Below are 20,206 nucleotides of genomic sequence, written 5' to 3' on the forward strand. Positions count from 1 at the left end.
AAAGTTTTTATGATGCCTCAAAAAACTATATTCCATTTGTTTTTCTTATTTCTGCTTTTACCCCAATTCTTGGTGATGGGTAAAACAGATTCATTGATAAGGGCATTGGATAACTTGAATGCTCAAAGCCCAAAGGACTTGGAAAAGATTGCCGAGTTACAATTTGAGATAGCGATGATTTTCTATCAGGACCGCGACTTTTCATCTTCTCTACAATATCACCAAGAAGCGGGTGATAATTTTTGGACCACTAAGAACTATACAAAATTTGGAGAGTGTTTACATAACCTGGGAAACATTTCCTACTTCTTGGGGGAATCAGATAAGGCTATCGCCTATTATTCCAAGGCCATTACCCAAAGGGAAAAGATTAATGACACCAAAGGTTTGGCCACTAGCCTTAACAATCTGGCCAATGTGTACAACCGATTGGGGAATTATGCTGCAGCCCTTGAAAATTATGAAAAATCCATAGTGATAAAGGAACTGTTAGATGACCAAAAAGGCATAGCCTCCAGTTTAAAAAATATAGCTTCCATTCATTATTTCAGGGATAATTATGTGGCCGCTTTAGAAATCAATTTTAGGGCACTGAGAATTTCAGAATCACTGGAGGATGAAACGGGGATATCATTTGTTTACAACAATATTGCCCTGATCTACGAAAAGCAGGAAAAATTTCAGGAAGCTTTAGCGTACTACCAAAAATCTCTGGCCATCAAAGAAAAGGCTAAAGACGAACAAGGTATGGCGACAACCCTCAACAATATGGGAAGTCTTTACCAAAAACTAGGAGAAGAAAAACCAGCATTGCGGTCCTTACAACGCTCTCTTGATATATCTGAAAAAATAGGTGAAAAAGAAGGTATATCAGCAGCCCTGAATAATATGGCCACCGTGTATGAGGAGATGGGCGATATAGAAAAGGCCATGCTGCTTTTTATTGAATCCCAGAAAATCGATGGAGAAATTGGCAATAAAAGAGGCATGCTATTAAGCATTACCAGCCTATCTAACATCAATTATAATTTGGGAAACTATGAAACTTCCCTACGTTTGGCCCTTGAAGGTATTCAACTTGCCAGTCAACTGGACTCAAAAACTGAACTCAGGGATTTGAATGCCCTGATCAGTAAAAATTATGAGGCCTTGGGTAATTTCCGGTCTGCCCTAAAACACAACCAACTTTCTCAAGCATACGCAGACAGTGTCTTCAACCAGGAAATCGAAAGGAAAACAGCTAGGATTGAAGCAGAATATGAATACGATAAAAAATTATCGATTATACAGGCTGAACAAAAGGCTTTGGAACTTGAAAATGAAAAAGAAATCCAAAGGCAAACTTTCCAAAAAAGAATGCTGCTACTGGCATTTTTTGGTATTCTGTTGATTTCCGGGGTTATTTTCATCAATTACAAAAAGCAGAAAAAAGCCAAGCAACTATTGGAAATCAAGACGGCAGAGCTAGAGGAGGCCAATCAGGTGAAATCAAAGTTATTCAGTATTATCGGACATGACCTAAGAGGTCCTATCGCCAGTTTGTATATGCTATTGGGACTCTACAGAAAAGAGCAAGTGAAAGATTCAGAATTTAGAAGTTTAGCTCCTGAATTGTACAAAAATGTAGGTGCCATTATGGAAACCCTCAACAATCTATTGAGATGGTCCATGGGCGAAATGAAAATGGTGAAGGCTGATCCTAAACCGACATTGCTTCATGAAAAAGTAGAGGAGCTAAGGGAATTTTTCTCAACTTTAATTGCACAAAAACAATTGAATTTGACCAACCGGGTTCCAGATCAACTTCATATACTGATTGACCCCAACCATTTGGAACTGATTCTTAGAAACTTATTGAGCAATGCCATCAAATACTCCCATAATCAAGGCAATATTATTGTCTCTAGTCTAGAAAATGAAGATACAATAGTTATTGCTGTTAAAGATGATGGAATTGGCATGGATGAAAATGAAGCAAAACAGCTTTTTAACAATAACTTAGCTAAAAGCAAGAGAGGGACTTCTGGGGAACAAGGGACAGGGCTTGGTTTAAACCTGAGTCAACTTTACATAGAACAGAACGGCGGAAAAATTTGGATTGAATCCGAAAAAGGCAAAGGCAGTACTTTTTATTTTGAGCTGAAAAAGTCATTGGAAAGCAGTCCTGAACTAAGTGAAATTATCCCATGATTCATCTTTCATATAAATTGTTGGAGTGAAGAAATAAGTGTAAATTAGGCTTAAGCAATAATGCCCAAACCAGCCTTAATTTCATACAAAATGAACCCAGCAAATCGCCTCAGATTACCCATCCAAGGCATCCTTTTAATTTCTTTAATTTTTCTGGTCAGTGGTCTAAGCCTTGCACAGGAAGTTACCGAAAAGAAACCTAAAAAAGAACGGAAAGTATCCATTGTCCCACTTCCGGCCATCGCAGGCGATCCCACTTCGGGGCTCATTCTGGGCATTGCTCCTGCTTTTTCCTGGACCATGGGCAATCCAGAAACCACTAGCATGTCCACTGCTATTGGTTTGGGCCTGGTCACTACCAAAAGACAGCTTTACACCTCTCTTAGATCCAATGCTTTTTTAAATGATGATGCTTACACCATTTTAACGGATTTCAGATTCAATATCAACAATCAACCAACCTATGGTTTGGGCACTAAAATATGGGCCAGACCTTGGAGAGAAATCCCTCCTACCGAAGAAGTAAATGATTTACAAAAGGAGATGATTTTCTTCAGGCATGTGCGCTTGTACGGGATAGTCATGAAGCGATTTCAGGATAGCCGGTTTTTTTATGGTTTAGGCTATCATTTTGACAATATGTTCCGAATAGATGACAGAAGCCTGGACCTTGAAGTTTCTCCTCCGGAATTGACATTTCATGAAGTTTATCAGAGGGAAAGGAACCTGCCAACAACAGCCTATAAACAGTCCGGGCTGTCATTCAATGCGGTCTATGATAGTCGGGACAATGTGGCCAATCCTTATACCGGAAAATATTTATATGCGTCATGGAGAGGGTTTGCTGAGTTTTTAGGCAGTACCTCAAATAGTGGAACATTATGGCTGGAATACAGGGATTATTTCAGTTTGAGCAAAAATAGGCCAAGAAACATCCTCGCGCTTTGGACCTATGCCTGGTCCGTCACCAATGGAGAAGTACCCTATATGTTTTTACCAGCTGTGGGCTGGGACATGTTTGCCAGATCAGGAAGGGCCTATACACAAGGAAGATTTAGAGGGGAAGATGTAGTGTACTCTGAATTGGAATGGAGATTTCCCCTACAAAAAAACAAAGAAAGGTTCGGGGGCGTCCTATTCGCCAATACCAGCACCGCCAGCAGCCGAGGAGAGGACATCAACCTGTTCAATCATTTTCAAATGGGTTATGGACTAGGTTTGCGGTACATGGTCCTACCCAAACGAAGGATCAACATTGCCCTGGATTATGGCTTTGGGATAAGAGGGGAATCGGGAATATTCCTTAATGTGAATGAAATGTTTTGATTTTTTAGTACTTTCAATCCCAAACCTATTTAACCTATTTTCATGAAACTATATAAATCCGCTAACGACATTATTATTGAACAGGATGGGAAGCACTATTTGGCTCAAACCCGTGATTGGGACCACTTGGTCAATCAAAAAAATCTTTTTAAAGAGTTACAGGAAGAAATAAACCCCTGGAATGAAATCAATTGGCAACCTGACCAATTAAATGCCCCAATAGGTACCCAGGAAATCTGGGCAGCAGGTGTTACCTATTACAGGAGCAGGGAAGCACGAATGGAAGAATCAAAAGAAAGTGGCGCCGCAGTTTTTTATTCCAAAGTCTATGAAGCAGAAAGGCCAGAGCTGTTCTTCAAATCTACCCACTACCGAGTAGCACAGCCAGGAGGGCAGGTGAATATCAGGAAGGATTCCAAATGGAATGTACCAGAGCCCGAGCTCACATTATTTGTAAACAAAGCCAATGAAATTGTAGGCTATACGGTTGGAAACGATATGAGCTCCAGAGATATAGAAGGGGAAAACCCCCTCTATCTCCCACAAGCCAAATGTTATGATTATTCCGCAGCTATTGGCCCTTGTCTTTGGATCCCAGAAAAACCTATCAATCCGGACGCTAAAATATTTATGCAAATTGAAAGGAACGGGAAAATGGTTTTTGAAGGGGAAATTTCCATCAATCAAATGAAAAGAAAACATACCGAGTTAGTAGATTATTTGACCAAAGAAATGTCTTTTCCCAATGGGGTTTACCTGATGACCGGAACTTGTCTGGTACCGGATGATCACTTTACCCTAGAAGAAGGAGATTGGGTCCACATTGAAATTGATGGCATTGGAAAGCTGAGCAATAAGGTGGGATTATCCTCTTGAATGGAAGATTATTTCTGGATTTTTATTAGATAAAATTCAGCTGAAACAAACATTTCATAGGATTTTTTCGTGTTTAATGTATTAGGAAAGTTCTTTTTAATCATCATAACCCCTATTTAATGAAAGCTTCAGACCTTTTTGTAAAAGCCTTGGAAAACGAAGGCGTGGAATATATTTTTGCCGTTCCCGGTGAAGAAAACCTAGATTTTCTCCAGTCCCTAAAAAACTCCTCCATCCGCTTGGTGGTCACCCGGCATGAACAAGGTGCCGGTTTTATGGCAGCCACTTATGGGAGGCTCACAGGAAAACCTGGCGTATGCTTATCCACTTTGGGACCAGGAGCCACCAATCTGGTTACCCCTGCCGCATATGCCCAGTTGGGCGGAATGCCCATGTTCATGATTACAGGACAAAAGCCTATCAAAAAAAGCAAACAAGCCCGCTTTCAGATCATCGATGTGGTTGATATGATGCGTCCTATCACCAAGTACACCAAACAGATAGTCAATTCCAATAACATGACTGCCCAAATCAGGGAGGCCTTTAGATTGGCCATAGAGGAAAAACCGGGAGCTGTACATTTAGAGTTTCCTGAGGATATTGCCCAAGAGACTTGCGAAGAAAGACTCTATGAGCCAGTTGGCCACATCATTCCAAAGCCTGATGAAACAGCCATCGAAAAGGCGGTTGAAATGATCCATGCTGCCAAAAACCCTTTACTCTTAATAGGTGCAGGTGCCAATAGAAAAATCACATGCGATGCCTTGAGGGATTTTGTGGATGGTACGGGTATCTACTTTTTCAATACCCAAATGGGCAAAGGGGTCATTGACGAGAGGCATGAACAATACTTAGGTACCGCCGCCCTTTCCAGCAATGATTTTGTACATGCAGGTATTGATGCTGCTGATTTGATCATCAATGTTGGTCATGACGTGATAGAAAAGCCTCCCTTCTTTATGGAAAAGGGCGGAAAAAAAGTCATCCATGTAAACTTCTCCCCTGCAGAGGTGGATCAGGTGTACTTCCCACAGCTGAATGTGGTGGGCGATATCACCAATGCCATCAAACAGTTGACAGCTCGGATTAAAAAGCAAAGCCATTGGGATTTTGAATTCTATAAAAAAGTAAAAAAGGAAGTTCAGGAACATTTGGGTAAGTATTTTGAAGATGAAAGGTTCCCCATGCTGCCCCAAAGGCTAGTCAACCTCCTGCGCAACAAATTGGCGTCTGAGGACATCATCACACTGGACAATGGAATTTACAAACTCTGGTTTGCGAGAAATTATCCCTGCCACAAACCCAATACCCTGCTCTTGGACAATGCCTTGGCCAGCATGGGAGCAGGACTGCCATCAGCCATGATGGTCAATATGCTGTATCCTGAAAGGAAAGTTGTGGCAGTCTGTGGTGACGGAGGCTTTATGATGAATTCACAGGAAATGGAAACCGCCGTCAGGTTGGGGCTTGACCTTACGGTGATCATTCTCAATGACCATGCTTATGGAATGATCAAATGGAAACAAGAGGATATGGGATTTGATGATTTTGGACTGGATTATAACAATCCCGACTTTGTAAAGTATGCCGAGAGCTATGGGGCAAAAGGTTTCCGCCCGGAATCAGATAAGGATTTTCAGGAAATCCTTGAGGAATGTTTCACAACAAAGGGTGTAAAGTTGATTGATCTGCCTGTGGATTATTCCCTGAATCATCCAATTTTAAATGTTATGTTAAAAGAGAAAGCACAAAAATTATGAGTGACACCAAAACATTGAAAGTTTTTTCCCCTTATGACCAAAGTCTGATCAAAGAGATCCCCATGGTCGGTGAAAAAGAGGTGGAAAATGCCCTTCAAAAAGCCTATGCCCTGTTCCTTGACAGGAGTCAGTGGATTCCTGCTTATAAAAGAATTGAAATTCTGGAAAAAGTCCAGGAATTGATGAAATCAAGGGTAGAAGAACTGACGAAAACAGCGGCTGAAGAGGGGGGTAAACCTTATGTGGACTCCAAAGTGGAAATACTTCGGGCCATCAATGGGGTGAAAATAGCGGCTGAAGAAATCGGAAGATTGACCGGAGAACAAATCCCGATGGGAATTACCCAAGCTTCGGTCAACCGGATAGCATTTACTACACGGGAACCCATTGGCGTAGTGGCTTCCATTTCCGCATTTAACCATCCCTTAAACCTCATTGTCCATCAGACAGTCACTGCTTTTGCGGCAGGTTGTCCGGTAATTGTAAAACCTGCTTCCACTACCCCACTTTCCTGTTTGGCTTTTGTGGACCTGCTCCATGAGGCAGGTGTGCCCGATGGATGGGTGCAAGCTGTTATTACAGACAACGAATCCGCGGAAAAGTTAGTGACGGATGCCCGCATCAATTACCTTTCTTTTATTGGATCAGCAAAAATCGGTTGGTACCTGAAATCCAAATTGGCACCGGGTACCCGCTGTGCTTTGGAGCACGGAGGGGCAGCGCCTGTGATTGTAGCTCCCGATGCAGACCTGAAGGACATGTTGCCTGCCTTGGTCAAAGGTGGCTTTTATCATGCCGGTCAGGTTTGTGTTTCCGTGCAAAAAGTATTTGTCCATGAAAGTTTAGCTAAAGAAGTGGCTAAAGAAATGGCAAAAATGGCCGAAAAGCTAATTGTCGGTGATCCCTTGGATGAAAAGACGGAAGTTGGTCCTTTGATTTTGCCCAAAGAAGTAGACCGGGTGGAAGATTGGGTCAATGAAGCCAAGGAAAAAGGAGGAGAAATCCTTTGTGGCGGCAAGCGGCTTTCTGATACCTGCTATGCACCGACAGTCATCTTTAATCCACCTCAAGATGTCAAGGTATCCCAAGAAGAGATTTTTGGACCCGTAGTTTGTATTTATCCTTATTCAGACCGGGAAAAAGCCATTGAGCAGGCCAATGCCCTACCCTATCATTTCCAAGCTGCTGTTTTCACCAAAGACCTGGACATCGCTTTGGATACCGTTCAGAAACTTAATGCTACGGCAGTCATGGTCAATGACCACACCGCTTTCCGGGTGGATTGGATGCCCTTTGGCGGACGTGATGCTTCTGGAGAAGGACTGGGAGGTATCCCCTACTCCATGCATGAAATGACAAGGGAGAAGTTGATGGTGGTGAAAAGTAAGTTTTTGTAAAGGCCGAGGTCCTAAGTCGGATTTCGGAAGTTGGAATTGAATCTTAAGCCTTAGGATTTTGAACCATTCAGATTTAAGGTTTTAAGGATTGTAATAGGAAGTAGCAATATCCTTCGGGTGTGCCGCAGCGTACTCGAAGGCTTTTTTAATTTTACCTCAATCTATCATGGATTGCAGATTAAAAGTCTGCTGTATCTCCTCAGGAAATTAAAAATTTCAAGAAGCTGGAATTTTATAAAGTGGGAAATATAAAGGCGGATGTTGGATTTCGGCCTCCCATTTCCGAAATCACCCTTTCCACTTCCACAATTCTGTCTTGATTCTTGCTTCTTATCTCTTGCATCTTGCCACATGGTACATTGTACATGGTACTTGGTAAATCTCAAAACCCTCCTCTAGTCCCATACCTCCTAATCCCCTTCCAAAAAAGAATCCTCCCAGAACCCCTCAAAACGGACAACAGAACCGATCTTTTTTTCTATTTTGAAACCATGAAAAAACATGGATGGTTGATCCTTTTCATAGGAATCATTTTTGGATTCACCTTGGCCAATTCCGCCGGGAGAATCACCAAGAAACAGGTAATCGCAGCCCAAAACCTCTTTGGAATCAACTTTGAAGGCAAGTCTATAGAAACCATGTTGGCTTACCTGAGCAGCAACCGCAAAGGCTACGAAAGCATGCGTAACTTTCCTCTGGAAAATGCTGTCAGTCCTGCCCTGATTTTTGACCCCATTCCGGTTGATTATCAGCTCCCAAAAAACGAAGGACTCAATGATTGGAAAATCAATGAAGCCGCGGAGTTGCCTGAAAACTTTGAGGACCTCGCCTTTTATCCCCTACTGGACCTGGCAGGATTGATCAAGTCAGGCAAAATCAGTGCATTGAATTTGACAAAATTATACCTGGAACGCATTAAAAAATACGATGAGCAGCTAAAGGCATTTGTTACGGTCACTGAAGAATTGGCACTTAATCAAGCCCAAAAGGCAGACGAGGAATTAGCAAAAGGGATCTACCGAGGCCCACTGCATGGCATTCCTTATGGAGTAAAAGATCTTGCGGCTGTACCGGGGTATCCCACTACTTGGGGAGCTGCTCCTTATAGGGAACAAGTGCTTGACCAAAAAGCCACAGTCGTACAGAAACTGGAAGATGCAGGTGCGGTGCTTTTGGGGAAGTTGGTTTCGGGGAGCTTGGCCCGTGGAGATGTCTGGTTTGGGGGAAAAAAAAAAATCCCTGGGACTTGGAACAAGGAGCCACAGGCTCCTCCGCAGGCTCGGGGGCAGCCACTGCTGCGGGATTGGTGGCATTCTCCATTGGTACAGAAACTTTAGGATCCATTATATCCCCCAGTACCAGAACAGGAAGTACTGGATTGAGACCAACATACGGTGCGGTTAGCAAACAGGGCTTTATGGTACTATCCTGGAGTATGGATAAGGTTGGCCCCATCTGTCGCTCTGCAGAGGACTGTGCCTTGGTTTTTGATTACATCCGTGGCATTGATCCTCTTGACCGAACCACTAAAGAGGCTAGTTTTAAACCTTTATCAGATCCCGATTTAAGCCAACTTAAGGTTGCTTATTTTAAAGAACTTTTTGAAAAAGACAGTTCCGCTACAGGCCAAAACAACCAAAGAACCTTGGAAGAGCTGGCCCAAATGGGCATAAAACCTGTACCGGTAAATCTGCCGGGCAACTTCCCATTTGAAGCTTTTGACATCATCTTGAGGGCAGAATCAGGAGCATTTTTCGATGAATTGGTAAGATCAGGAGGTGTAGACCAGTTGGTAGAACAGCATGAGGGTTCACGGGCTAATTCACTGCGTCAGTCTAGGTTTATTCCTGCGGTAGAATACCTACAGGCCAACCGGCACCGAACCTTGTTGATAGAAGCCTTTCATCAGCTAATCAAAGACTATGACCTTATCCTCTCCACTACTTATGGTGGCAATCAGTTACTTCAGACTAACCTTACCGGCCATCCGGCCTTAAGTTTGCCCAATGGTTTTGATGACAAGGGAAGGCCCACCAGCATCACGTTAGTTGCCAATTATTTTGGTGAAGATAAATTGATCATGCTGGCTAATGCTTACCAAAAGCAATACAGATACCATGGTCTTGTACCAAGTCCTTTGAAATAGATATTGCGAAAATTTTGATTTTGGCCTAAGATGAAACATATTCTACCCACCATTGTCATTGCTCAATTTCTGAGCACCTCCCTGTGGTTTGCAGGAAATGCGGTATTGGCTGATATGGCAGCTGAACTTGAATTGGCACCTGCCTTTTTGGGAAACCTCACCTCTGCTGTTCAGTTGGGTTTTATTTCCGGCACCTTGGTATTTGCCATTTTTACCATTGCCGATAAATTTTCTCCATCAAAAGTATTTCTTTGGAGCGCCATCATTGCTTCCTTATTCAATCTGGCAGTCAGTTTTAAAGGTATGTCAGGTATACAGATATTGGTTTTTAGGTTTGGTACAGGCTTTTTCCTTGCAGGAATTTATCCTATTGGAATGAAAATCGCTTCGGATTACTTTCAGAAAGGATTAGGCAAATCCTTAGGTTTATTGGTCGGGGCTTTGGTTTTGGGCACAGCCTTTCCCCATTTGGTAAGGAGCATGACTGATGCATTGCCCTGGCGATTTGTACTCTATGCCACCTCATCATTAGCTGTGATTGGGGGATTACTGATTTGGGTCTTGGTACCCAATGGACCTCATCGGAGACCCAGTCAGGCTTTTGATTTCACGGTGTTTTTTAAAGTTTTTCAGGTCAAACCCTTTCGATCTGCTGCCTTGGGTTACTTTGGACATATGTGGGAACTGTATGCCTTTTGGGCATTTTTGCCAGTTTTTATCCTCCAATATGGAAAACTCCATGGCCAGGAAATAAACATTTCCTTTACCAGTTTTGCCATCATCGGCTTAGGGGGATTGTCATGTGCCATGGGTGGATATCTTTCCGAAAAAATTCATCCGAGCCAAATCGCAAAGTTTGCTTTGACAAGTTCCGGTATTTGTTGTTTCCTCTCGCCCTTTATCTTATTTCAACCCAACTTGGTTGTATTTATGCTGTTTCTTATGGTCTGGGGCTTAGCTATCACCGCGGATTCTCCTATGTTCTCCACCTTGGTAGCCCAAAATGCCCCGGAACAAAGCAGAGGAACGGCTTTGACCATTGTCAATTCCATTGGTTTTGGTATTTCCATTCTCAGCATACAATTATTGAATATGCTGAATCAAAACTTGGAGCCTGCTTTCCTTTTTTTAGTCCTTGGCATTGGACCTGTAATTGGATTGTTTTACTTTGTTAAAGGTAAACCCAAACAAGCATCCCTATGAAAAGCTCATCATGGGCAGAGGAAATCTCCCTTTTGAAATCCTTGGCAGAACAAAACTGGACAATTTGAAATGCCTGAATTCCTGGCAAAAGCCCTGGAATCAGATGCAGTCCTGAAAGCCTCGTTTGAACAACTTACTCCAGGTAAGCAAAAGGAATATGCAGAACACCTCGGCAGCGCGAAAAGAGAACAAACACAAATTGAGCGATTGGCAAAAATCCGTCCTATGATTCTAGAAGGTAAGGGCTTGAATGACAAGTATAAGAAATGAGGGGAAATACCTTAAAATAGAAAATGCTGAGGTAAGGGGCCGGTTTTTCAGGATGACACCTTTTGGTGTTGAATGGGAAGAATGAAATATTCCATTCCTATTGACCTATACCAGTTAGCTGCATACCGAAAATGATTATTAGCAAGTGAAGGCAGAGTTGTTGAGGTTTAGGTTGTGAAAAACTGTATTTACTTACCTTAAAATTTTAAGTAGCTTATCAGGGTCTTGACGGTTGTCCCAAAAAGCAGTAATAATAATATCTTCTTCTGTAACCTTGTAAAAAATGCTAAAATCTTTAAGAATGGCAATTCTATGATCTTTGAAACCACTGGTAGGATAAATAAAAGGAGTCTTTGAAATCTGTTGGGTCTTTTGTTCAACCAACTTAATTAGCTTTTTTGAAAATGTAGTTGACTTCGTCCTATTTGCCCAATATTCCAAGACGCCAACAAATTGCATATCTGCAGTTTTAGTCCAAATTACAACTCATTTAGCCATTCGAGGTTTCTTTTGTTCATAGCTTCTTGTGATATCAAATCCCCATTTTTGATATCCATTTCACTAAGCTCCAACATTTCCCTTTGTGATTCTGTCAAAACTGTTTTTGACGGCTCTTCTCCTGTGGAAGCAATAAGTTTGTTCAAGGCTTCCAAAAAACCTTTATTTTTGATAGTAAGAATTTTACCGATCAATTCTTGCTGAATTTTTTCTATTGATTCCATGCCTTATGGTTGAGTTGTTTTCCAATTTAAAAAATTAATTCTTATCAATCTCAATAAAATTTTCACGAAAATAATTCAAAAGGAATTAAGACAAGACTTTTCTTGGCCTTTTTTCTGCCAGCATTCCAACTGACAGCATACTGCATAAAGCCATTGGCTATGAGCGTCTAAGTCTTAAGACTTGAACTAGACTTAAAAGAATCTCCACATTTTTTGTAAATTCCATAAACTAAACCAAAGTATTGAAAAATTAAGCATCCCCCATTCCATGCCAAAACCTATTCTTTTTATTTCCTTGTTTCTCATTTTTTCCAGTTATAAAGAAATAAAGGCTCAGAAAGGCTATGAACCTGGCTATATCGTCACCAAGGCATTTGACACCATTCCCGGCAGCATCAAGGACCGAAAAGAGGCACCTTTTGCCAAACTGTATTTCAAAATCCGGTTTAAAAGCATGAATTCAAGGGACAGAAGATACAGTCCTAAACAGATCCAAGGATATGCCAAAGGAGAGGATATATTTGAAAGCCAATGGATATTACGTTACTCCCGCTTGTTCAAAACTGAATACCTGAGTAGAAAGGATTTGGGCAAGCCCCATTTTCTAAATGTAAGGGAGAAAGGCTTTTTGACTTATTACCAATGGGAATTTATGGACCAGGAATCCTCTACAGTAGATGCCGTGGATCTTTTCAAAAGAGAAAATGAGGATTACTTTATCAGGGTTACCCAAGGCTTACTTGGTCTAAGAATCGCTGCTTTGGAAAAGTACTTTGAGGATTGCCCTGAACTGATGGATAAAATCCGGAGCAAGGAATTCCGTACTCCAATGGAAATCGCGAGGTTTTATAATAACTGGAATAAAGTAAAATAGCAGGTAAGATTCCTAAACTCTAAAAAAAATGAGGGAAATAAATAAAATAAGGGAAAGCATCATCTTTAATTACATACAGGCATACAATAATTTTGATATTGACAATATGGTAAAGGATATGTCTTCCAACTTAACATTTGAAAACATTGCTAATGGGGAAATGACCATAAGCCTTAAAGGAGTTGATGCCTTTAAACATCAAGCTGAACTGGCTTTGGATTATTTCTCTTACAGAAGACAAGAAATCCTATCCTATAAACATGATGGATTTAATACCATTATTGAAATTGACTACCAAGCCACTTTGGCCATGGATTTCCCAAATGGATTAAAAAAAGGTGACCAATTGCAATTAAATGGAACTTCCATTTTCAAATTTAATAAGGATAACCAGATTACTCACCTAAAGGACATCGCTTAATGAAGACCAATAAAACCTGCTGGAACACCATAAGGCATTCCAACAGGTCTTTGGGAACGGCTACCTATACGTTCCCTTCTACCTTTAAAGCTCCAACCACGACAACTTGACAACTACGACAACTACGAAACACCATTCACACTCTCCATTCTACACTAACCTCTTGCTCTTTAACTTTTTCCCTAATTACACGTACGTTATCTCCTCCTTCTTACCTGTCCTGATCGACTCAAAAATGGCATCAATAATCACCATATCCTTCCAGCCCTCTTCTCCATCCACAGGAATAATGGCCTTTTTTCCATCCAATATTATCGCTGCCATTTCATCCATCTGTGTAGTCTGATGGGTGACATGGGGCAAGTCTAATCTGCCTTTATGGGTCCAGGACCTTATCGGACCATAGCCAGTGGAAGGCTGCATCTCCGCAAAGCCTTTGTCCCCATTCAGATAAAATTTATCCAAATAATTCATGTTGTAAGTAGAGAGACAGGAAGCAATCGCCCCTGAAGGAAACCCTAATTGAAAAGTAATCGTCTCATCCACTCCCTCTCTAAACTTGACCGGATCGGTTTTGACTTCCTGGGCAGTCACCCAAATAGGTTCCTCTCCCACCATGTACCGGGCGCCATTGATGGCATAGATCCCTATGTCCATCATGGCTCCTCCGCCTGCCAATTCCCTGTTCAATCTCCATTGGGTAGGATCTCCGATTTTGAAGCCACTTAATCCTTGAAAAAACCTGATGGTCCCTAATTCCCCTTCCCTCCTCATTCGGACTATTTCCAGGGTATTGGCTTCAAAATGCATCCGGTAACCAATCAAAAGATGTACACCGGCTTTTTTACAGACCTCAATCATTTCTCTCCCCTCCTGGGCATTGATGGACATAGGCTTTTCGCAGATGACATGCTTACCAGCTGCAGCCACCCGCAAAGCCTGTGGATGGTGCAGGGCATTTGGGGTAATGATATATACTGCGTCTATATCCGGATTATCCTTGATAGCATCAAAATTTTCATAATTGTAACAGTTCTTATCAGGAATATTAAACCTGCCCTGCCAATCCTTGATCTTTGAAGGGGTGCCACTGATTACTCCCGTTATTTTGGCTCTTTTGCAGTCCCTCATGGCATCCGCTACCCTGTTGGCATAACTGCCCAGTCCCATCAGTGCTACTTTTAGGACTTTTTCATTTTGATATAGATTTGTTCTTTCGGCAAATACTTCAGGGACCACAGTGGATACCAAAGGAATGGTGAAAGCCGTTGCGGTTAGCTTTTGGAGAAAATCTCTTCTGGAATGCATGGGCAGGAATTTTAGGTTTGAAAACAATCATTAAAATAGATCTTTCAATTTAATAAATACACAGTTAATTTTTGTATACCAAATTCATATTTCTTGTTTTATTGAACAATGTTTATTTATATTGCGCTGTTTAACAATGAATTATGGGAGTTGCTGAGAGAAAATTACGTGAGAAGGAGCAGCTGAGGACTTTAATCCTTGATGCTGCCCGTAGCTTATTCTTTAAATATGGTTATGAAAAAACATCTATCAGAAACATTGCTGATGCCATAGAATACAGTCCTGGGATCATATATCACTATTTCAAAGATAAAAATGAAATATTCCATACCCTTCACCAAGAGGGGTTCAACCATTTGAAAGCTGAAATGGAAACCGTAGCAAACATGGCAGACCCCATGGGGAGAATGAAAGCCATGGGCAAGAAATACCTCCAGTTTGCGCTGGATAATCCAGTGGTTTATGAGCTGATGTTCACCTTGGAAGCACCTGTAGAAAACCTGATTCAAGTAGAAGACCAAGCTTGGAATGAAGGTGATGCCATATTTGATCTCATAAAAAAATGCGTACGGGAATGTATCATGATGGGTTACTTCAGGGGGCAAACTGCCGAATCAACTACCTACACGGTTTTGGCCATGTTGCACGGATTAGTATCCCTAAAAATAAGCAAACGTTCAAACCTTTTTAAGATCAATGAAAAAGAAAACCTGGTCATGAACAGTTTCCAGGCTTTTTCTTACATGTTGGACAGACAGTAATTCCTGATTATAGATCAAGAGATTTTATTAACGGGTTAATTCAGCCCCTGAACAAATGCTGACTGTGCTGTGTTTTACTTTTGAGTTATGAAAAAAACATACCCAGTCACATTATTTGGAATTATTATATTTTTATTTGTTATGGGTTACCGCACTGTAGAGAAGGAACCAAGTTTAACGTTTATTGACAATCCTGAATTGGTAACCATCTCCCCATCTGCTGATTGGCAGGGAACTCCTGTAGATCAACAGGGCAGGTTTACCAATTTATACCACCCTTTTGAATCCGGTTTTGGAGATTTGCTCAAATGGCAAATGGGTAAGAATCCCCAAAAAGAAGCAAAAAGATCCGAGCAGCGCAGATTATCGGTTGAGTTTGATAGCCTGGCATTATACGGTGAGGAAGACTATCTCTTGTGGCTTGGGCACAGCACTTACCTGATGCAGATCAATGGAAAAGTCTTCCTGACAGACCCCTTATTATTAGACAATACATTTTTAAAGCGGGAAAGCCCGCTACCCTTTCCTTTGGAAAAATTGCCGGCCTTGGATTATCTGTTGATTTCCCATAACCATAGGGATCATCTGGATGCCAAATCACTGAAGTATTTATTTGAAAAAAATTCCGGTATGAAAATACTTACCGGGCTGGGAATTGGAGAAATCATCGGCAGCTGGGGAGATAACTTGGAAATTCAGGAAGCAGGATGGTACCAACAATATCTTTTACAGGACATCGGTGTTGAAATCACCTATGTTCCTTCGAGGCATTGGTCAAGAAGAGGATTATTGGACCAAAACAAAAGCCTTTGGGGTGGTTTTTTCATTAAAAATGGATCTTATTCCGTCTATTTTATGGGAGATAGCGGGCATGGTCCTCATTTTCAGGATATCAGCAACACTTTAGGGGCACCCGATTACTGTTTGATGGGTGTGGGTGCCTTTAGACCGGAGTGGTTCATGGCGCAGGCACATATCAGTCCTACTGATGCCATAGAAGCCTTCAATATGATGGGGGGAAAATATTTTATTCCCATGCATTTTGGCACTTTTGACCTTTCGGATGAACCCAGAATGGAACCTTGGGACCTATTAGTTGAAAAGAGGGATAATATCAATGGCTTATTGCTTGAACCTATCTTGGGCAAAAACTTACTCAGGTAAAATTTTCCAAAATTTGTTGAATTGAAATTGATACACGGTGATAACCTTTGAGAGCGAGAGAATACCTCTTCTGTAAAATCCATGAATGCTAGAAAATTATAAGAATATTTTATTAACTTGCTGTACATCAGCGAAATACACTAATTTTTTCTAAGCAAAACCTTACTATGGACGAAAATGAAGACTCCGTAGGTGAAATCCTATATAAAAACTCAGGCATGCGCCTAGAAGAATGGATAGCTATGGTCCAAATTATGGAATTTGATAGTAAGGACAAGATGATTGAATTCTTGATGGAAAATGAAGGATTAACGCATAGGGTAGCACATTTTATTGCTTTTAAGGCCTTTAGCAGGATTAAAAGGGAACGGAATGAATGATTTACCACAAGTCTTTAATCTGAATTTGCCTCTTGATTTTTCAGGATCTTTCAGAATACGTAACCCAAGTCACCAAGTTTTCGGGTTTTGTATTCTATCTTGATGTCTAATATCAATAGCAACAACTATGAAATACCATATCACAAAATCAGTTTCAAACCAAGATTTCCCGTTACTAAGGGAAAAAGTAATAACCGCATTAAAAGAAGAGGGGTTTGGCGTGCTTACAGAAATCGACATACAGGCGACTATGAAGAAAAAGCTGGACAAAGATTACCTTCCCTTTGTCATTTTGGGTGCCTGTAACCCAGTTTTTGCAGATAAAGTTCTCAGCATAGATCCAAATATGAGTGCACTACTACCCTGTAATGTAAGTCTAAGGAAACTGGATTCCGGAGAAATTGAAATTTCTGCCATCGACCCGATTGCAGCCATGAGTAACTTAGGCAATCCTGCTATTGAACCCTTGGCCACAGAAGTAAGAAAAAAACTGGAAAATGTGGTAGCAAGTGTTCAGTAAGCGGCATTCTGTGAAACTCCATATGTTTTATTAGCTTAGATATTTTAAAGCGATCAAATTGAACCATAAAGGAAGTGCTGTTGAATGAAGTTGATAGGAGAAAGGAATAGCTTCTAAGGTTAATTGGAGCAGTTCCGATAGCGCGGTAATTTTTTAATGTCTGTTATCATTTTTTTTCAAAAGTATGATAGAAATCATATGATAAGCATTGATATGCAATTACCTTTACCCTTATAAGTTAGCTACTTAGATCAATTAACAAACTGTTTCGACTTTCATCAAACCACCAACAAATAGGCTGAATGGTTCCAACAAATCGGCGTTGGATAATCGTATCTGATATTTCATCAAATAGACTTGACCAAACAAGACCATGAAAACCCTTTGCCTGGTGTTTTATACACATCAACCTATAGTTCTAAAAAATTATCGCTTTTATGAAATTGGAACCAATAGTACTTATTTCAGTGAAATGCACAATTACGCCAATATCGAGAAATTGGTGAAAAAAAAATATAGGCCACTGAATGCTGTGTTGACCAAAATATTCCAAGAATATGGCAGTAAATTCAAAGTCAGCTTTTCGTTTTCTGGAGTAACTTTGGACTTATTGGAATATGCTGCACCAGAGGTCATTTGTGACCTGAAAAAACTCAATGAATTTGGGCCTATTGAATTTTTATCTGAAACTTATTCCCATTCAGTCCTTTCCAAAAAATGTCATCATGAATTCATGCAGCAGACCATCAAACAAAAGGATAAGGTGCTACAGCTGTTTGGTCAGATCCCTAAAGCCTTTATGAATAATTATGGTTATCCCATAAAATTTCTATCCAATACATTGCCGCAGATGGGATTCAAAGTTGTACTTCAATTCAAAGAATTACAGGCAAATCCCGAAAGCCAGCCCACTGTTCAGCATTATGTAACGGATACCGAAGTTTTTCATGTGCTCCAAAGCAAAAAAAGAATACTGCAACCTTTCATAAAAGCATCTAAAAAAATTGATACGGATGCCTTCCTTCAGTGGGTACTCTCATTACCAGAGGATAATGAAATTGTTTGTCTGGCTTTGGATTACCTGGAATTAGCTGCTCAAAGCGATCAGGATGTACAAATTTTAGAATTTATCGAAGAATTACCGGAAAAGGCGGCTGCTCTGGACATCAATTTTTCCAGTCCTTCTGAGTTAATTCATAATTCGCGTCAAAATCACATCAAAAAAAATCTGATTTCCCTGGAAACAGGGCAAGAATTGGAATCCAATGTTTCAAATGATTTACAAATTGAAATCCTAGAGATTTTGGATGGATTAAAGGATAAAGTCTATGCGTGCAACAATGAGAAAATCATAAAAACCTGGTTTTACTTGCAAGACCAATGGTTATTAAATCATTTGAACTTAGAAGATGGAGTGGATGCTGAGAAAAATCAGGCCATCCAACATTACATCAACTTCAGAAATGTATTACAGGATTTTTCTCAAAGAGTAGAACAAACCTTAGCCCAAAACAAGCAAGAACTGAAACAGAACTTTCAAAACCCTTTACGACCTGTAAAGCGTCAGCAGCCTATTTCCTCATCTGAGATATTTAACACCCTTTTCTGAGCTTTGGTCAATGCATAACCCAAATAATTAACCACTTATTTTTTCAAACGCTCCCAGGAAGAAATCATTACCCAATGATTTTCTTCCTGTTGCAGCGTGGCCGTCCATAGGTAAGTTTTAGGCCAGTTTCTAAAAATTCCTGCCATAGCGTATAATAGCCTAAGCGATATTTTCTTTTCATTAGGTATCCAGCCTCCATCAGGATGAAGTAGAATCTGCACCCCCTCTCTTTTGGTGGAAACTGTATAGATACCCTTTATGATTCCCGTACTTTTTTCCCCGGCGATCACAAAAGATCCTTTTACTTCCAAGCCTGGCTTGATCATATTGAACTGAGGAAATGCGGGATCAAAGGATAGGCTTACCTGATGTCCATCACCCTCCGCTATCAAAGATTTGATTTCCTTGGCTTTCCCATTGTAATCCCATGTCAAATGCCTATTATCCAGTCTTACGGGTTTCAGGACCTCAGAAGTTGCAGGATTAAAGGTAACAATGAATGGATCAGGGGAATACCTCGCAAAATACATCCAAGTACCATCCAAAGGAAGTGGTAATTTATCCGCTTGGTGCTTCCTTCCGTCAATACTTACCTCCAGTTGGGTATGCTTCCTTCTTACAAAATAAAAATCATGCAAAAGCACTAAAGGCATGGCCGATGGATTACTGGCGGCATCTCCCATCGGTGCCAATAGACCAAAGGGCTCCCTTTTTTTGGGGTGCTTTTCTTCAATATGAATTTTAATCTTTCGGTTGCTTTTATCCCTAAATTCAATTTCAGCCAAGACCCCCGTACCAGAAATTTCAAATTCACTTTTGTCAAAATCCACTTGGTGCATGGCAGCAAGACCATTTCCAGCAATATCATATTTATCTGGATCTGGCCTTAGCCCGGCTTCATGATATACCTCTATCCGCATATCCTTCCTCCAGGCAATTACCAAAAGCCCCCGGCCATTGGCTTCATCATCAAAATACTGAGGTTCTAATCCGATATACTCTCCATCAGGATCTTTTTCAAAATTGACCAACAGTAAGCGTTGCATGGGATCAATTTCAAATTGGAAGGGCAAATAAAGAATTGATTCCTCTTCCAAATAGATATTTTGGGGATGATTCATTTTCTGGATTTCATTATTGGAGATACAGGATACAAGGCATAACAGCAGTAAAAGAAATCTGACAATGATGACCTAATTTTAAGTTAAAGGTAAAGCTTTTAAAACCAAAAGATAAAGGTTAAATCAGGGTTTTACCTGACAAAGGTCATGAAAATATT

Annotated in this window: 20 protein-coding genes; 16 read left to right on the plus strand and 4 right to left on the minus strand. The window is 40.7% G+C overall.

The genetic code is table 11. From position 1 onward, the window contains the following. The first annotated feature begins 75 nt into the window (after positions 1-75). The 9 genes from B879_RS04250 to B879_RS04285 all read left to right on the plus strand — a co-directional run bounded on the left by B879_RS04250 (position 76) and on the right by B879_RS04285 (position 11,168). Complete coding sequence (locus B879_RS04250; protein ID WP_202949583.1) at positions 76-2,190, plus strand: tetratricopeptide repeat-containing sensor histidine kinase; 2,115 nt, start codon at positions 76-78, stop codon at positions 2,188-2,190. Between the two features lie 90 nt (positions 2,191-2,280). Beyond that, the gene (locus B879_RS04255; protein ID WP_040400246.1) at positions 2,281-3,516 is read left to right on the plus strand and encodes a BamA/TamA family outer membrane protein; all 1,236 of its coding nucleotides are present in this window, start codon (positions 2,281-2,283) and stop codon (positions 3,514-3,516) included. Between the two features lie 42 nt (positions 3,517-3,558). After that, positions 3,559-4,392, plus strand: a complete 834-nt coding sequence (locus B879_RS04260) for a fumarylacetoacetate hydrolase family protein (protein WP_009183909.1) — start codon at positions 3,559-3,561, stop codon at positions 4,390-4,392. 119 nt (positions 4,393-4,511) lie between these two features. Next, positions 4,512-6,152 carry an acetolactate synthase large subunit gene (locus tag B879_RS04265; RefSeq protein ID WP_009183910.1) on the plus strand — a complete coding sequence of 547 codons (1,641 nt, stop codon included), beginning with the start codon at positions 4,512-4,514 and terminating at the stop codon, positions 6,150-6,152. Beyond that, on the plus strand, positions 6,149-7,549 hold the full coding sequence (locus tag B879_RS04270; RefSeq protein WP_009183911.1) for an aldehyde dehydrogenase family protein: 1,401 nt from the start codon (positions 6,149-6,151) through the stop codon (positions 7,547-7,549). Before B879_RS04265 ends, B879_RS04270 begins: the two co-directional genes overlap by 4 nt. A 491-nt stretch (positions 7,550-8,040) precedes the next feature. Continuing rightward, a complete protein-coding gene (locus B879_RS23410) occupies positions 8,041-8,886 on the plus strand; it encodes an amidase family protein (protein WP_262481903.1) in 846 nt (281 codons plus the stop codon). Beyond that, positions 8,796-9,695 (plus strand): amidase family protein, encoded by a 900-nt coding sequence (locus B879_RS23415; RefSeq protein ID WP_262481904.1) that lies wholly within the window; start codon positions 8,796-8,798, stop codon positions 9,693-9,695. The genes B879_RS23410 and B879_RS23415 overlap by 91 nt, the downstream gene beginning before the upstream one ends. A gap of 30 nt (positions 9,696-9,725) precedes the next feature. Continuing rightward, positions 9,726-10,898 (plus strand): MFS transporter, encoded by a 1,173-nt coding sequence (locus B879_RS04280; RefSeq protein ID WP_009183914.1) that lies wholly within the window; start codon positions 9,726-9,728, stop codon positions 10,896-10,898. 69 nt (positions 10,899-10,967) lie between these two features. Next, complete coding sequence (locus B879_RS04285; RefSeq protein WP_009183915.1) at positions 10,968-11,168, plus strand: YdeI/OmpD-associated family protein; 201 nt, start codon at positions 10,968-10,970, stop codon at positions 11,166-11,168. A gap of 192 nt (positions 11,169-11,360) precedes the next feature. On the opposite strand, the gene B879_RS04290 is transcribed toward B879_RS04285, so the two are convergent. Beyond that, positions 11,361-11,627: a type II toxin-antitoxin system RelE/ParE family toxin gene (locus tag B879_RS04290; protein WP_009183916.1), complete on the minus strand. Its 267-nt coding sequence runs from the start codon at positions 11,625-11,627 to the stop codon at positions 11,361-11,363. Between the two features lie 20 nt (positions 11,628-11,647). Then, positions 11,648-11,890 (minus strand): hypothetical protein, encoded by a 243-nt coding sequence (locus B879_RS04295; RefSeq protein ID WP_009183917.1) that lies wholly within the window; start codon positions 11,888-11,890, stop codon positions 11,648-11,650. Positions 11,891-12,158: 268 nt separating this feature from the next. On the opposite strand from B879_RS04295, the gene B879_RS04300 reads away from it, so the two are divergent. After that, positions 12,159-12,764: a hypothetical protein gene (locus tag B879_RS04300; RefSeq protein WP_009183918.1), complete on the plus strand. Its 606-nt coding sequence runs from the start codon at positions 12,159-12,161 to the stop codon at positions 12,762-12,764. A 28-nt stretch (positions 12,765-12,792) separates the two neighbouring features. Continuing rightward, positions 12,793-13,185: a nuclear transport factor 2 family protein gene (locus tag B879_RS04305; RefSeq protein WP_009183919.1), complete on the plus strand. Its 393-nt coding sequence runs from the start codon at positions 12,793-12,795 to the stop codon at positions 13,183-13,185. Between the two features lie 186 nt (positions 13,186-13,371). On the opposite strand, the gene B879_RS04310 is transcribed toward B879_RS04305, so the two are convergent. Next, entirely contained in the window at positions 13,372-14,493 is a 1,122-nt protein-coding gene (locus B879_RS04310; RefSeq protein ID WP_009183920.1) for a Gfo/Idh/MocA family protein, read from the minus strand. A gap of 143 nt (positions 14,494-14,636) precedes the next feature. Here B879_RS04310 and B879_RS04315 point away from each other — a divergent pair, with 143 nt between their 5' ends. The 5 genes from B879_RS04315 to B879_RS04335 all read left to right on the plus strand — a co-directional run bounded on the left by B879_RS04315 (position 14,637) and on the right by B879_RS04335 (position 18,927). Continuing rightward, entirely contained in the window at positions 14,637-15,254 is a 618-nt protein-coding gene (locus B879_RS04315) for a TetR/AcrR family transcriptional regulator (protein WP_009183921.1), read from the plus strand. An 87-nt stretch (positions 15,255-15,341) separates the two neighbouring features. Beyond that, positions 15,342-16,418 (plus strand): MBL fold metallo-hydrolase, encoded by a 1,077-nt coding sequence (locus tag B879_RS04320; protein ID WP_157231516.1) that lies wholly within the window; start codon positions 15,342-15,344, stop codon positions 16,416-16,418. Between the two features lie 167 nt (positions 16,419-16,585). Then, positions 16,586-16,798, plus strand: coding sequence for a hypothetical protein (locus B879_RS04325; protein ID WP_009183923.1), 213 nt, complete (start codon positions 16,586-16,588; stop codon positions 16,796-16,798). Positions 16,799-16,925: 127 nt separating this feature from the next. Then, positions 16,926-17,318 (plus strand): DUF302 domain-containing protein, encoded by a 393-nt coding sequence (locus B879_RS04330; protein ID WP_009183924.1) that lies wholly within the window; start codon positions 16,926-16,928, stop codon positions 17,316-17,318. A gap of 373 nt (positions 17,319-17,691) precedes the next feature. After that, positions 17,692-18,927 (plus strand): polysaccharide deacetylase family protein, encoded by a 1,236-nt coding sequence (locus B879_RS04335; RefSeq protein ID WP_009183925.1) that lies wholly within the window; start codon positions 17,692-17,694, stop codon positions 18,925-18,927. 35 nt (positions 18,928-18,962) lie between these two features. Here the strand turns inward: B879_RS04335 and B879_RS04340 are convergent, their stop codons facing one another. Next, the gene (locus tag B879_RS04340) at positions 18,963-20,048 is read right to left on the minus strand and encodes a hypothetical protein (RefSeq protein ID WP_009183926.1); all 1,086 of its coding nucleotides are present in this window, start codon (positions 20,046-20,048) and stop codon (positions 18,963-18,965) included. Between the last annotated feature and the right edge of the window lie 158 nt (positions 20,049-20,206).

This window comes from Cecembia lonarensis LW9 (assembly GCF_000298295.1).
GTDB classification, from domain to species: Bacteria; Bacteroidota; Bacteroidia; order Cytophagales; family Cyclobacteriaceae; genus Cecembia; species Cecembia lonarensis.

Excerpts from the sequence above, each read along its gene's own strand:
- B879_RS04250 (WP_202949583.1), top strand. The coding sequence starts at position 76 with ATGGGTAAAACAGATTCATTGATAAGGGCATTGGATAACTTGAATGCT.
- B879_RS04255 (WP_040400246.1), top strand. The coding sequence starts at position 2,281 with ATGAACCCAGCAAATCGCCTCAGATTACCCATCCAAGGCATCCTTTTA.
- B879_RS04260 (WP_009183909.1), top strand. The coding sequence starts at position 3,559 with ATGAAACTATATAAATCCGCTAACGACATTATTATTGAACAGGATGGG.
- B879_RS04265 (WP_009183910.1), top strand. The coding sequence starts at position 4,512 with ATGAAAGCTTCAGACCTTTTTGTAAAAGCCTTGGAAAACGAAGGCGTG.
- B879_RS04270 (WP_009183911.1), top strand. The coding sequence starts at position 6,149 with ATGAGTGACACCAAAACATTGAAAGTTTTTTCCCCTTATGACCAAAGT.
- B879_RS23410 (WP_262481903.1), top strand. The coding sequence starts at position 8,041 with ATGAAAAAACATGGATGGTTGATCCTTTTCATAGGAATCATTTTTGGA.
- B879_RS04280 (WP_009183914.1), top strand. The coding sequence starts at position 9,726 with ATGAAACATATTCTACCCACCATTGTCATTGCTCAATTTCTGAGCACC.
- B879_RS04285 (WP_009183915.1), top strand. The coding sequence starts at position 10,968 with ATGCCTGAATTCCTGGCAAAAGCCCTGGAATCAGATGCAGTCCTGAAA.
- B879_RS04290 (WP_009183916.1), bottom strand. The coding sequence starts at position 11,627 with ATGCAATTTGTTGGCGTCTTGGAATATTGGGCAAATAGGACGAAGTCA.
- B879_RS04295 (WP_009183917.1), bottom strand. The coding sequence starts at position 11,890 with ATGGAATCAATAGAAAAAATTCAGCAAGAATTGATCGGTAAAATTCTT.
- B879_RS04300 (WP_009183918.1), top strand. The coding sequence starts at position 12,159 with ATGCCAAAACCTATTCTTTTTATTTCCTTGTTTCTCATTTTTTCCAGT.
- B879_RS04305 (WP_009183919.1), top strand. The coding sequence starts at position 12,793 with ATGAGGGAAATAAATAAAATAAGGGAAAGCATCATCTTTAATTACATA.
- B879_RS04310 (WP_009183920.1), bottom strand. The coding sequence starts at position 14,493 with ATGCATTCCAGAAGAGATTTTCTCCAAAAGCTAACCGCAACGGCTTTC.
- B879_RS04315 (WP_009183921.1), top strand. The coding sequence starts at position 14,637 with ATGGGAGTTGCTGAGAGAAAATTACGTGAGAAGGAGCAGCTGAGGACT.
- B879_RS04320 (WP_157231516.1), top strand. The coding sequence starts at position 15,342 with ATGAAAAAAACATACCCAGTCACATTATTTGGAATTATTATATTTTTA.
- B879_RS04325 (WP_009183923.1), top strand. The coding sequence starts at position 16,586 with ATGGACGAAAATGAAGACTCCGTAGGTGAAATCCTATATAAAAACTCA.
- B879_RS04330 (WP_009183924.1), top strand. The coding sequence starts at position 16,926 with ATGAAATACCATATCACAAAATCAGTTTCAAACCAAGATTTCCCGTTA.
- B879_RS04335 (WP_009183925.1), top strand. The coding sequence starts at position 17,692 with ATGAAAACCCTTTGCCTGGTGTTTTATACACATCAACCTATAGTTCTA.
- B879_RS04340 (WP_009183926.1), bottom strand. The coding sequence starts at position 20,048 with ATGAATCATCCCCAAAATATCTATTTGGAAGAGGAATCAATTCTTTAT.